This window comes from Candidatus Nitrosotalea sp. FS, assembly GCF_011319475.1.
In the GTDB taxonomy this organism is placed as follows: Archaea; Thermoproteota; Nitrososphaeria; order Nitrososphaerales; family Nitrosopumilaceae; genus Nitrosotalea.
This window is the reverse complement of record NZ_RCMC01000220.1, coordinates 22,455-34,267: the sequence shown is the minus strand read 5'-3', so window position 1 is coordinate 34,267 and position 11,813 is coordinate 22,455. Positions and strand designations below refer to the sequence as shown.

The window sequence follows — 11,813 nt, the reverse complement described above, 5'->3', positions numbered from 1 at the left end:
AATCATGGTAGATGGAATCTTTACTCTTGTAGCAATCAAGGAAGCAAGAAATATTGTCAAAAGAAAAACTNAATGTTGCAAGTGTCTTTGGAATTTTTACTCTCTTGAATATCTCTATTACAATTGCAGCATCTGTAGGAGCGATTAGTGCTGCAAATGCAAATGCAACAAGTATTGGCAATCCTGCCAGGTATGTCAATAACAGTCCACCAACTATTGTGGCAAGCCCTACTCCGACTGTGGCCAACGCAAGTGCCGATATCCTGATTGTCTTGAACTGTTCACGATCAATTTTCATCATCGCCTCAAAAATTAGAGGCGGAATGACAAAGTAGAGAATAAGTTTTGGATCCACCTTGAATCCTGAAATGTTTGGAATTCCGTGACCTGTGAAATCTATCACTGATATGGAAATTCCAATTCCCACAAGAATCATGGTAGATGGAATCTTTACTCTTGTCGCAATAAGGGAAGCAAGAAATATTGTCAAGAGAAAAACAGGTATTACATATTCACTTGATAGCAAGTGACTCAGACTTAATTCGGACATCTTTAGACAATTGTTGTCAAATTATAAAAATCGTTGCTAAATGCGTAATTTTTGATTATCTTCTCTTGTCCATCTCTTTTCGGTTCTTTCTTAGAATACGAAATCCAAGAAAAATTCCAAGTGAAATGTTTACCATTCCAAGCGCAGTCAGGATAAAGTTGGGCTTGGTAGATGCAATCAATCCCATGAATATGCCCCAAAATCCACCGATGAAAAATATCACAGTGATGATTCCTAGTCTGCGAGTGGAGGGATTGGTCATTAGCGATTTTGATTTTATGACACTATTAAACATTGAGCGAATTGTATTTTGGATTAACCGATCTGAAAAACAAATCTAGCTGAATTCTTTTCTTACACTTTGGATAAATCTTGCATGAATTCTTATTCTCTCCAAAGTCTGTGCAAGTTTCATCTCTGTTCCAGGAACATGATGTCTTGCAAAGAACTTTCTAACCTCTTTCTCTTTTTCCAAGTCTGCCTCAATTGAGACACTACCAATTATTCTGTTGAGAAGTGGGTTTCCTACACCAAATCTTGATACAATTCCTTTCCAGTTTTGTTTTATCCATGGCAAGACAAGTTCTTTTCCTTGTGGATTTGTTATCATTCTTGCAATTGGTTGGAAAAGATTCTGTGTTCGAACTTCCTTTGAGAGTGTAAACAAGAGAGTTTTTGATAATAGTTTCTTATCCTGAAAGTTTGCAAGTGAGCTAAGCAGCCGCACCATCTCTTCTTGCGTTGGAGCCTTGCGATATAGGCTGAGAATTTTTTGGTATGTGGTATGGTCTCCTGTCCATGCTATTATGGAATAGACAGGACCGCGAAGGTCTGGATCTAACTTGCCTGTCTTTAACAAATTGGCAAACCTTGACTTGGCTTCTGAAACTATGTCTGGGTCTTCTAGTTTTCCAAGTGAGCTTATCACCTGTACACGTAAAAGTGCAGTTGTTGATCTCTCTCCCTTGATTGGGTCCCATCCAAGTTTTGCAAATACCTTGTTGAAGAAATCGCGGTTGAATTCTTTTATTTCATCCCAAAAGGCTTCCTTTGATAATAGCACATAGAAAAAGTTCAGGCTAGATATGATATCTGATAATACAACATAGTCGTCTTCATCTTCATAATGTTTTACAAAGTCAAGATAGTCTCTAAATGATACTTGGTTTGACATGCATAGAGCAAAGAGATCATGGTGGATGCTCCATCGGTCCACATTTGATATCTCTTTTTCTTCTACTTTCTTTCCAAGTGCATCAAGTGCATTTTGGTCGTATTTTACTCGATAAAATCCCTTTTGGCCCTCATTTACCTTGAACCAATCTGCCTGGTATGGTATTGTAATTGGTCCTTTCATAAGCTTGGTTACCGTCTTGTTTCCAGTTCTCACCGAAGTGGAATTATCCAATTTCCTTTCTTTGCTGTTCCATTGTCTTCTAAGAGAAACCTGCTCTGAGATAATCTTAATTTTGAATCTTGCACTTTGGCCTCAATTACTGGATATCCAACTTGTCTTACCCATGTATTCATCATCTGTCTTACAGGTTGTCTTGATATGGAACCAAGAGAGTTCCAGAGATCTTCTGTTGTTGCATTTGCATATTCATGTTTTTTCAGATAACTGTGTAATCCTTTTCTAAAGTTATCATCTCCAATAAAATTCTCTAACATCATCAAGACACATCCTCCCTTGTTGTAGCTTATCTCGTCAAATATTTGACGTACATCTGATGGACTTTTCACTGGCACATCAATTGGGTGTGATGATTTTAGCGAGTCAAGACTCAAACCTCCAGTCATTTCTGAAATCAAGAATTGGTCCCAAAAGTCCCACTCTGGGTATAATGCATCAACTGCTTTTGTTGCCATGAATGTAGCAAAACTCTCGTTGAGCCATAGATCATTCCACCATTTCATGGTGACTAGATTGCCAAACCATTGGTGTGCAATCTCGTGTGCAATTACTTCTGCAATGTGTTGCTTTGTTTCAGTAGATGATGTCTTTGGGTCATAAAGCAATATGGTCTCTCTGAACGTGATTGCACCCCAGTTTTCCATCGCACCTGAAGCAAAGTCAGGTATTGCAATCATGTCAAGTTTGGGCAATGGATATGCAATCTTGAAATATTTTTCAAAGTATGTGAGAAATTGTCTTGTAAACTCTAGTGAAAGTTTTCCTTGTTGCTTCTTTCCTTGTGTGGTAATTACTCTGATTAGTGTCTTGCCTGACTTGCTTGAGATGTACTCAAACTCTCCAACTGCAAGATATAGAAGATATGTAGACATGATTGGAGTGGTGTCAAACTTGTATTGGACTTTTTTTCCAGTTGCTTTCTTTGACACTATGGGCATGTTTGAGATTGCAGTATGGTTCTTGTCAACTACTAGTGATACATCAAATGTTGCCTTGGCCTCTGGCTCGTCCCAACATGGAAATGCTCTTCGCGCATCGGCTGCCTCAAACTGGGTTGTTGCAAGGTATTTTTCTTTTCCTTTGTACTTGTACTTGCTCCTGTAAAATCCAACAAGCTTGTCATTTAGCTGTCCTAGGAAATCAATTGAAAGTGTTGCCTTGCCGGATATTTTTTGAGAAAATGTGATAACAAGTTCTTCTGCTTTCTCATCAAGTCTTGTCTTTGGTTTTATCTCTTTTCCATTCCATGATATTTTGCATCGTGTTATCTCAAGTTCTGCAGCATGAAGTGTATCTTATTTACAGGTCTTGGTATCTTGATTGATATTTTTTCTCTTCCTCTGAATGTAAATTTCTTAAAATCTGGCTCAAACTCTAGTTCATAATTTATTGGAGAGATACCTTTCACAAGATTTTTCTTCTAATATACACGTAATATACTTTCTAATGCAAAATGTAGACTAGCCAATGTACGAAATGTATGCCAAAAAATACGATGGCAACTGCCTTTACTGTCTTGCCAGCTGTCATTGCTATCGAATATTTTACAATGTTGTATCGTTTGGTTCCGGCAATTATTGATATAACATCTCCAAGTATGGGAAGCCACGGTGAAAAGAAAATTATTGTAAACCAGCCGTATCTTGTCATGATATTGATGCTTTTTTGCTCATGTTTTTTGTCTGGAATCTTTCTGATTCTTTTTAGCAATCTACCATTATACCCTAGATAATATGCAATATACCCGCCAACAATAGAGCCTACAGTCAATACCAAAAATACATCAAGTGGGTTTATTCCTCCAATCAACAAAGCCGAAATGGTAAGCTCTGTTGGAATTGGAATAAAACTTGAAAACATGCCGTTGAAAAAAAGCCCTAGTAAACCATATTTTATGAATAGTGTATCATGCAATACAGCATTTAGTATATCTCCTAGCATCGCCTCAATTCCATTCTAGCTCATTTTAAATGAATTGCCATATTTTACATCGTGATCATAAATTGCGTTACCTATTTTTTTGAGAAGTTTTGCTTTTGATTTTTGCGCTTTCTTGTCGTGGCTGTAATCTTTTTTTTCTATCAAATCATGGAGGCGCTCAAGTTCTGTTCTTGATAGTGCATTGACTCCTCTTGTAAATACAATATCTAAAAGTTGTAATCTTTCAAGGTCTTCACTGGTGTCTTCTGGCACACTGCTCGTATCTCTATCTTTAATATTTGTCTTGCACAAAAAAAGGTCAAGTGTTATACAAAGTATCGGTATCATTTCACAAAGACTATGTAAAGGTACAAGGGGATACCATAGAAATAGGCATCATGGAAAAACCTGTAAACGGCAAAGCAAATCTCGAAATAATAAAACAGATTGCAAAACACTTTGGAATATCAAAGTCATGCGTACGTATAGTTGCAGGAGCAAAGTCAAAAGACAAGATAGTTGAGGTTGTACAATAATTCTCCAAACCCTAAAAAACAAGTCAAACTCAAATCATTTTGTGATCAAGTCAGTCATTGTGATGATTTTTGCTGTTCTAGTAGTATCCTGCATGATACCTCATGGATATTCACAGATTGCCAAATCAAATGCTACGCTTGAAAATGGTGTATGGCACACAACAGTTGGAAAACAAGTGCAGGTGACAACCGATGTTGCAAACGGACAGGACAGGGCACAGCCATTTGCATACATTGTACAAATCGAAAACCAAGATGGAGTTGTGTACTCTTTATCCTGGATTACAGGAACACTTGATGCAGGCCAATCCCTTAGTCCATCTCAGTCATGGACTCCTACTGCTCCAGGTGTGTACACTGCACAGATATTTGTATGGGCAAGCGTGGGAAATCCCGATGCATTGTCTCCTCCACTTACGATGAAGATAATGGTAGATTAGCATCAGTTATAATTTAGAAATTTAAAGTATAACATGTGGATATCAAAAGGAGAATTCCAATCTATCTTGTTATTGCACTAGCCTTTGCCTTTACCATTTACTTTTTTGCCTCCCCTTTCATGTATGGCTCCAATCAAGGTAATGCTATACCTCCANCACTAGCCTTTGCCTTTACCATTTACTTTTTTGCCTCCCCGTTCATGTATGGCACCGATCAAGGTGGTGCGATACCTCCGCTTAACCAAAGTCCTGATTCAATTTCAACACTGTCAAATGACATTGATGCTTGTGTGTCTGCACCAACTTCAGACTGTGATCAGGAAATGTTGCAGATAAAAAATTATTGTAATAACAATAAGGGCCAAAATATCTCTGTGTGCTCTGACGTGAGGGTGCAAGAGTATATTGACAGCAGGGGACTAGAACGCCCTGTAATAAACACTGGATGATTTTTTCTTTATTTTTGAGCTTCTTGCATGAATCTTTCCATGTTCTGCTTTACAAGAGGAATTATCTTCTTTGTTATGATTTGATGAAAGTCGTCTGCATCAGGATCAAATGATAACAACAACACATGAGCAAGTCTTCTGTTTTCATCAGCAATTGGTATTGTTGCCCTGATGATCTTTGCATAGTGTGAACTTGCGTAAGAAATCTTTCCAAGCAGGTATTCCCATCTGAGCCTGGTATATTGTCTTGTTGCGGCAGTTATTGCATATTGGGCCCTCTCTTCTGGCTTCATGATTGGGGCAAGGCCTGATCTCTCAGATACGCCCTCTAATGTTCCATCCCCGTCTGCAATTCCTGCAAATCTAATTTTCTTGTCTAGTGCCACTACGCTTTTACAAAAGTCCTCAAAAAATGCCATTCAATATTGAATATCTGTTAAGGTATATTTGCTTTCTGGGAAATTTCCCTTCACATATTGTCTTGTTTTATGCTAGCAGGTTTTGCCTTTTGAAATATAAAATTACATAACAACATAAAACCAATCCATATTCCAAGCATCAGTATTGGTGTATACTGACCTATGCACTGGCTGCAGACAAACCTGTTTACAAGAAATACAATTACACCCCCCACAAGTGCACCTGTTGTATAATCTAAAAACCTCCACCAGAAATATTTCATTTGTTATCACATGGTATGTCCAAAATATAAGATTGATTTAACATTCTAGGAAAAATGTCGTCTAATGTTGTCAACTTCGATCTTTATCCATTCGCAAAAGATTTCCCAAATGGCATCTGGCGTGGAATCGTATTGAAAGAAAGTAAACATTACTGCTGTAGCGGTATCCTGTAAAGAAATTATTCTCATGTATGCTGGTGTCATGTTGTCTTCGGTAGGTCCTGCATAGATGTCAATCAGACCTGCTTTCTTGTCTACATCCAGTCTGATGAATACCTCTCCAATTGGAGTCAATGCCTTGTATTTGTAGTCTGATGAATACCTCTCCAATTGGAGTTAGTGCCTTGTACTTATTATCTACCGATGTGAGTTTGCTGACAAACTTTGTAGCCCACTTTGGAATGTTTTCAATATTTGATAAAAACTCAAAAACGCTGTCTCTTGGTACGTTGACTACACAAGTCTCAGTTACAGAGTTCAATATTTTGTGTCAAAATATCGATTAATTAAATGGTATTCTGAGAATGACAAAAGAATGACTCATAAATCCATGACTTGATTTATTGCAATATAATGTCTCTAAAACCAAAGAGCGCTGAAGAATCCCGTGCAGAGATGACTGTGAGAATGTTTCCATCTGACGCAAACCCTGCAGGCAATGTCTTTGGTGGTGAAATACTTAGGCAGATTGACTTGATAGCAGGCCTTGTAGCCCAGAGACACTGCAAACAAAATGCAGTAACTGCATCAATTGACCGAGTCAATTTCNTGACTTGATAGCAGGCCTTGTAGCCCAGAGACACTGCAAGAAAAATGCAGTAACTGCATCAATAGATCGAGTCAATTTTCTAAAACCTGTGATGGTTGGAAATGCACTCATACTAAATGCCAGGCTCAACTATGTTTCACGTTCTTCAATGGAAATTGAGATTAGAGTTGAAGCAGAGAACTTGTTTACTGGAACAAGAACCCTCACAAACACTGCCTATGTTACCTCTGTTGCATTGGATGATACTGGCAAGCCTACTGATGTGCCTCCACTCTTGATTGTCACAGAAGATGACAAGAAAAGATTTGCAGAAGGAGAACAGAGGATGCTGCAAAGAAAAAGGGAACGCAAGCAAAACTAGAGTTTTTCATCTATATCTTACAGTTTTGAAATAAAAATCAGAGAGTGTGACTGGATGTCTGTTTCTCTCTGAGAAAATTATTGCATATCTGTCTTGCAAGAAAAAACAGCACACAAATTATTTTCAAAATTTAATTCTTGATATTGCATATATTATTCACTAAATATTGTAGCTGAGTTTTCATAAATGGAGCTTAGTTGACAAGATGTATGTGGTTTTGATCTCTGAATGTATTGATAGAAATGACTTTATCTTATGGTATCAGGCAACCCTGTATTAATCAAAAAATAAAACTTGGACTAGTATATTGCCTTGTAGCACTTGTCAGTGCATTAACGTCTTTTGTGGTCATTCCACCTGTTGGAGCTGAACCCCTGTCACCTCCAGTAGAGGCACAAATTACTGTAAAAATTGACAAGGATCTGTATAACCGAGGTGATTTTATGATTATGTCAGGCGAAGTCAAAAGCGTTGTAGCTAACTTACCGCTAGCAATTCAAGTTCTTGATCCTGATAACAACTTGGTTCATGTAGAACAGATACTTGTAGCATCAGATGGAAAATTTTCACNGTTCTTGATCCTGATAACAATCTAGTTCATGTGGAACAGATACTTGTGGCATCAGATGGGAGATTTTCACTACCTATCAAAGTTGAGGGTCCGTTATGGCGGATGCCTGGTACCTATTCTATAATTGTACAATATGGATTCAAGCATGTTTCAGCAACAGTGCATTTCCAATTTGAACAGGAAAACATTCCAACATCAGGCGTGTTCAATGTAAAGGATCTTTCAAGCGGACAAAACTTTGACGTTAGCTATTCTATTACAGGAGGTCAGGTCAAAAACATAGTTGTTGACCCTCAAAATATCTCTCTTGTTGCCCAAATCGATACAAAGAGTTCTGGTATGTTACACCTACAAATTCCAAGATTATTGCTTGATGCAAAAAAATCAAGCAATTCTGATGAATCATTTCTTGTCTTTGTAGATGGTGATGAGATAACATCATTTCAGGAAGGAAACTCTGATTATGAGTATAGAATACTAGACATTCCTATCGTGAATGGTGATGTCAAGATAGAGATCATTGGAACCACAGTAATTCCGGAATTTGAAAATATATCCAGTCTGATAATGGTCTTGGCAGTTGGACTGGTAACTACAATTACAGTACTATCAAAAACAAGAACTAGTACCAAGTCTCTGAATTTTTGATTTAAAATTATATTTCAAAACTAGTGTTTTGCATGATCTTCTATAGTGTATAGAGCTGCACTTTTTGCAGCCATCTCAGCGATTTTTTTATTTTGAGAGCTTCCAATTATTATTACGTCATTTTGCTCAGGTGACAATTCCTTCATGATGAGAGAATGTATCTTTTGGTCATTTCGCATCAAGTCCTCTCCAGTTCCTGGCAAGACAAGCCTCTCATTTTTGCAGATCAAAGTTGTTGCGCCAACCGCGCCTGCCTTTATTGCAGCATCGCGCTGCTCAATTCCACTCTTGATGTTGTATGCCATGTCTTTTAGTAATACGGCATGATTGAATTTTCCCAAAGCTACTGAACACTTGGCAATGTCCATTTCTCTTGGAACTGAGGCATGCAGTTTTGTGTAAAGGGTATCGCCCTTATTTGTCAGCCACATGCCTGCATTAGAGTTTTCAACAAGACCATGCATCTTTAGGTGCTTTACAAGGGTCTTGATTGAGCCTTCTCCTAGTTCGAGTTCTTGCATAAGCGATGATCTACTTACCTTCTTTTTGTCTGACATCATCTGCATTGTCTTGAAGACATGGACCAGATCAAAACTTAGCATCCTGCTTGGTGCATGTCTTTGCGCTACCTTGGAAAGTAATTGTATCACTTGATGCATATTTCTGTAAGACTTGAGATTCCATTATTAGATTTTAGCATGACACCAAGTCGGATAAACCATCCAATTGTTTAAATAATCATCTGGTGAGACGAAATTAGAAATGGTTAACACATCACAGATCACAAAGACACAGCACGCAGTTCCTATAATTGCCGCAGCAGTTCTGCTTGCAATATTTGGAATGGGATACTTTGTAGTGGGCTTTGACCAGGGACAAATATTTAGTATGTTTGAAGGACAATCTGCATATGCCCAGATGAATGGTGTTGGATACTTGCATGAATATACTCACGATATGAGACATGCATCTGGTTTTCCATGCCACTAGCAGTTTTTTAGTGAAATCTTTTATTTTTCTTGGGGTTTAACCTGTGGTTTTTGGTTATCTAAGATATGACATATTTTTAATTTACAGAAAATGAGTTGTTGATAAGTTATTGTGTTTATGGAAAGCAGTCAAATGTGCCTGGCGGAGGATTTTTTATCCTATTCTGAAAGTCTAGTGCATCATATTTCTTGTCTATTGAATATGGGATAAATCCAAAAATTGGCGCACTCACAGTGGTTGTTATGGTTGCCNTGCCACTAGCGGTTTTTTAGTGAAATTTTTTATTTTTCTTTGGGGCTTAACATGTGGTTTTTTGGTATTGGTACAACCTGAGTTTAGGGATGTCTTGGATATGGTATGTTTTTAATTTACAGAAAATGAGTTGTTGATAAGTTATTGTGTTTATGGAAAGCAGTCAAATGTGCCTGGCGGTGGATTTTTTATCCTCTTCTGAAAGTCTAATGCGTCATATTTCTGGTCCACTGAATATGGGATAAATCCAAAGATTGGAGCCTTTACGGTAGTGATTATAGTTGCTTTGGTTGGATCAAACGTGGCATTTGTCTGTCCAATTTTATTTACTGCTTGTTTGTTTATTGCAAATATGCCATCTAGTGTGGCAGCTGATTTTGGAGATAATGTAGAACCTCCGACTGTTGCCTTTTCTATGATATCTGAATTATAGTATGCGTCTATCTCATATGTGGTAAATGTAGCAGGAAAATATGATGGGTTACATGCATCTGTCTGTATGGTAAGCTCCGTATCTGAGATTGCTACCTGTTGGCCATGATGTGGACGAAATTGTAAATTGTTTACTGCATATACGTCTAGTCCAACATATGCAACGATTATGATTGCGACAATAATTCCTATTGAAGCATATTTTTTACTCAAAGATTTTTTTGCAGGCTCGGAAATTTCAGGACTTGTAGGTGATGGTATGTCTGATACGTTCTCTGTCACGTCCTGTGTTGTATCACTTGAGACTTGATTGGGTTGGGCCTGGGTGAGATTTTCTATGTATTGATGATCTTCAAATGATNGCGTTGTATCACTTGAGACTTGATTGGGTTGGGCCTGGGTCAGACCTTCTATGTATTGATGATCCTCAAATGACACTGGCTCTGAATTTTTTATTGCAGTCAGAATGTTTTGTAATCTTGCAGCATCGCCTTTTCCAGATTTTATCATTTCTTCAATTATGCTGGCAAGATCTTCTGACATTCTTTGAAAGCAAACTTGTTCTTAATTTAAAGCAAGTGGGCAGAGTCTTGTGTTCTTGATGCCTTGTGGTAAAAAGTTCTAGACGTTTTTTATAGAACGTAAAATTAGCTAGACCTACTGCAAAATCACCCTAGTATTGTTTGCAAATAACTAATTAGTCAAACTCGACCTATTATACCCACATTGCAAGATGAGATGTTTGAGAAATGTACACTAAAAGTCTGTCCTAGGGGACCTCTTGTAACTGATAACAATACTGGCGAAATTCTTTGTGCAAGCTGCGGCCTGGTCTTGATAGAAAAGATAGATAACATTGGACCCGAGTCACGTTCCTTTGATGTTGAGCAGTTCAACGACAAAAGCAGAACTGGAGCCAAATCAAGTCTTGCAGTACACGACATGGGTCTTGCAACCTCAATAGGGCTACAAGACAAGGATGCTGCAGGTCACTCGCTTTCTGGGTACATGAAAAACACATTCAACAGACTACGAATCTGGGATAACAGGAGCAAGTCAAAAGGAAATGATTCTAACCTAAGACAGGCATTCACACTTCTTGATACTATCAAATCACAACTCTCACTTCCTGATAATGTAGTAGAGGAGACTGCATACATTTACAGAAAGGCAGTTGCCATGAAATTGACAAGAGGTAGAGGGATCTCTTCGATACTTTATGCTGCACTATATGCCGCATGCAGAAAAACTAGCACTCCTAGGACTCTGCGTGACATTGCAAAAGCTGGAAATNAGAGACTGCATACATTTACAGAAAAGCAGTTGCCATGAAATTAACCAGAGGCAGAGGAATCGCTTCAATACTTTATGCTGCATTATATGCAGCATGCCGAAAAACTAGTACTCCTAGGACTCTTCGTGACATTGCAAAAGCTGGAAACGTAAGAAAAGGTGATCTTGCCACTGCATACAGGACAATGGTCAAGAGCCTTGACCTTAGACTAGATCCATTTGATCCTGTAGAGTTTGTAACCAAAGTTTGTAGCATTATCAAAGTAAGCGAAATCACAAGACGACATGCACTTGATCTGCTGCTACGTGCAGAGGATAAGGGATTTTCAACAGGAAAAAACCCAATGTCACTAGTTGCAGCTGCAGTTTACTTGGCAACGTGTCTGAGCAATGAAAAAAAGACACAGATAGAGATTGCAAAGGCTTGTGGTGTAAGTAACGTATCGGTGAGAAACTTGGCTAGGCAGTTTCGAGAAAAACTTGGTTTTGAACAAAAAAGTTAGGAG

General features: G+C 38.2%; 17 protein-coding genes and 2 pseudogenes. 8 read left to right on the top strand and 11 right to left on the bottom strand.

The features are described from left to right. Positions 1-71: 71 nt before the first annotated feature. From DYY66_RS16380 to DYY66_RS08470, 7 genes are all read right to left on the bottom strand, one after another. Positions 72-550: cation:proton antiporter (locus tag DYY66_RS16380; protein WP_394352616.1), on the bottom strand; the 479-nt coding region annotated here is incomplete at its 3' end. A gap of 55 nt (positions 551-605) precedes the next feature. Continuing rightward, complete coding sequence (locus DYY66_RS08485; RefSeq protein WP_166288137.1) at positions 606-812, bottom strand: hypothetical protein; 207 nt, start codon at positions 810-812, stop codon at positions 606-608. Positions 813-887: 75 nt separating this feature from the next. Continuing rightward, positions 888-1,940: an ERAP1-like C-terminal domain-containing protein gene (locus DYY66_RS14760; RefSeq protein WP_309223994.1), complete on the bottom strand. Its 1,053-nt coding sequence runs from the start codon at positions 1,938-1,940 to the stop codon at positions 888-890. Continuing rightward, positions 1,937-3,196, bottom strand: coding sequence for a M1 family metallopeptidase (locus tag DYY66_RS14755; RefSeq protein ID WP_309223995.1), 1,260 nt, complete (start codon positions 3,194-3,196; stop codon positions 1,937-1,939). Before DYY66_RS14755 ends, DYY66_RS14760 begins: the two co-directional genes overlap by 4 nt. Positions 3,197-3,228: 32 nt before the next feature. After that, positions 3,229-3,372 carry a hypothetical protein gene (locus DYY66_RS14745; protein WP_255496399.1) on the bottom strand — a complete coding sequence of 48 codons (144 nt, stop codon included), beginning with the start codon at positions 3,370-3,372 and terminating at the stop codon, positions 3,229-3,231. Between the two features lie 35 nt (positions 3,373-3,407). After that, complete coding sequence (locus DYY66_RS08475) at positions 3,408-3,905, bottom strand: YqaA family protein (protein WP_166288134.1); 498 nt, start codon at positions 3,903-3,905, stop codon at positions 3,408-3,410. 15 nt (positions 3,906-3,920) lie between these two features. After that, entirely contained in the window at positions 3,921-4,157 is a 237-nt protein-coding gene (locus DYY66_RS08470; RefSeq protein WP_166288131.1) for a hypothetical protein, read from the bottom strand. Between the two features lie 50 nt (positions 4,158-4,207). Between DYY66_RS08470 and DYY66_RS08465 the strand changes: the two genes are divergently transcribed. After that, a complete protein-coding gene (locus DYY66_RS08465; RefSeq protein ID WP_166288128.1) occupies positions 4,208-4,420 on the top strand; it encodes a DUF167 domain-containing protein in 213 nt (70 codons plus the stop codon). 41 nt (positions 4,421-4,461) lie between these two features. Then, positions 4,462-4,860 (top strand): hypothetical protein, encoded by a 399-nt coding sequence (locus tag DYY66_RS08460; RefSeq protein ID WP_166288125.1) that lies wholly within the window; start codon positions 4,462-4,464, stop codon positions 4,858-4,860. Between the two features lie 457 nt (positions 4,861-5,317). Here DYY66_RS08460 and DYY66_RS08450 read toward each other — a convergent pair whose 3' ends face one another. From DYY66_RS08450 to DYY66_RS08440, 3 genes are read right to left on the bottom strand one after another with little or no spacing between them, the layout of a single operon-like run. After that, positions 5,318-5,728, bottom strand: coding sequence for a hypothetical protein (locus DYY66_RS08450; RefSeq protein WP_166288119.1), 411 nt, complete (start codon positions 5,726-5,728; stop codon positions 5,318-5,320). A 50-nt stretch (positions 5,729-5,778) separates the two neighbouring features. Then, entirely contained in the window at positions 5,779-5,991 is a 213-nt protein-coding gene (locus DYY66_RS08445; protein WP_166288116.1) for a hypothetical protein, read from the bottom strand. A gap of 45 nt (positions 5,992-6,036) precedes the next feature. Beyond that, positions 6,037-6,321, bottom strand: coding sequence for a hypothetical protein (locus tag DYY66_RS08440; protein ID WP_166288113.1), 285 nt, complete (start codon positions 6,319-6,321; stop codon positions 6,037-6,039). A 243-nt stretch (positions 6,322-6,564) separates the two neighbouring features. Here DYY66_RS08440 and DYY66_RS08435 point away from each other — a divergent pair. The 3 genes and pseudogenes from DYY66_RS08435 to DYY66_RS08420 all read left to right on the top strand — a co-directional run. Continuing rightward, positions 6,565-6,759 (top strand): annotated as a pseudogene (locus DYY66_RS08435) (acyl-CoA thioesterase); the annotation flags it as partial. 92 nt (positions 6,760-6,851) lie between these two features. Further along, positions 6,852-7,121 (top strand): acyl-CoA thioesterase, encoded by a 270-nt coding sequence (locus tag DYY66_RS08430; protein ID WP_394352618.1) that lies wholly within the window; start codon positions 6,852-6,854, stop codon positions 7,119-7,121. Positions 7,122-7,692: 571 nt separating this feature from the next. Further along, positions 7,693-8,340: PEFG-CTERM sorting domain-containing protein (locus DYY66_RS08420; protein WP_218583684.1), on the top strand; the 648-nt coding region annotated here is incomplete at its 5' end. 20 nt (positions 8,341-8,360) lie between these two features. On the opposite strand, the gene DYY66_RS08415 is transcribed toward DYY66_RS08420, so the two are convergent. Further along, positions 8,361-8,999, bottom strand: a complete 639-nt coding sequence (locus DYY66_RS08415) for a DUF4443 domain-containing protein (RefSeq protein ID WP_166288101.1) — start codon at positions 8,997-8,999, stop codon at positions 8,361-8,363. A gap of 103 nt (positions 9,000-9,102) precedes the next feature. Here DYY66_RS08415 and DYY66_RS08410 point away from each other — a divergent pair, with 103 nt between their 5' ends. The 3 genes and pseudogenes from DYY66_RS08410 (at position 9,103) to DYY66_RS16370 (ending at position 11,810) form a co-directional block, all read left to right on the top strand. Beyond that, positions 9,103-9,330 carry a CbtB domain-containing protein gene (locus tag DYY66_RS08410; protein ID WP_166288098.1) on the top strand — a complete coding sequence of 76 codons (228 nt, stop codon included), beginning with the start codon at positions 9,103-9,105 and terminating at the stop codon, positions 9,328-9,330. Positions 9,331-10,752: 1,422 nt separating this feature from the next. After that, positions 10,753-11,307, top strand: a pseudogene (locus DYY66_RS16375) (transcription initiation factor IIB family protein); the annotation flags it as partial. A gap of 35 nt (positions 11,308-11,342) precedes the next feature. Next, positions 11,343-11,810, top strand: a complete 468-nt coding sequence (locus DYY66_RS16370) for a hypothetical protein (protein WP_166288089.1) — start codon at positions 11,343-11,345, stop codon at positions 11,808-11,810. Positions 11,811-11,813: the final 3 nt, after the last annotated feature.

Coding starts and splice junctions, on each gene's coding strand:
- DYY66_RS08485 (WP_166288137.1), bottom strand. CDS start 812: ATGACCAATCCCTCCACTCGCAGACTAGGAATCATCACTGTGATATTT.
- DYY66_RS08475 (WP_166288134.1), bottom strand. CDS start 3,905: ATGCTAGGAGATATACTAAATGCTGTATTGCATGATACACTATTCATA.
- DYY66_RS08450 (WP_166288119.1), bottom strand. CDS start 5,728: ATGGCATTTTTTGAGGACTTTTGTAAAAGCGTAGTGGCACTAGACAAG.
- DYY66_RS08445 (WP_166288116.1), bottom strand. CDS start 5,991: ATGAAATATTTCTGGTGGAGGTTTTTAGATTATACAACAGGTGCACTT.
- DYY66_RS08430 (WP_394352618.1), top strand. CDS start 6,852: ATGGTTGGAAATGCACTCATACTAAATGCCAGGCTCAACTATGTTTCA.
- DYY66_RS08415 (WP_166288101.1), bottom strand. CDS start 8,999: ATGCATCAAGTGATACAATTACTTTCCAAGGTAGCGCAAAGACATGCA.
- DYY66_RS08410 (WP_166288098.1), top strand. CDS start 9,103: ATGGTTAACACATCACAGATCACAAAGACACAGCACGCAGTTCCTATA.
- DYY66_RS16370 (WP_166288089.1), top strand. CDS start 11,343: ATGAAATTAACCAGAGGCAGAGGAATCGCTTCAATACTTTATGCTGCA.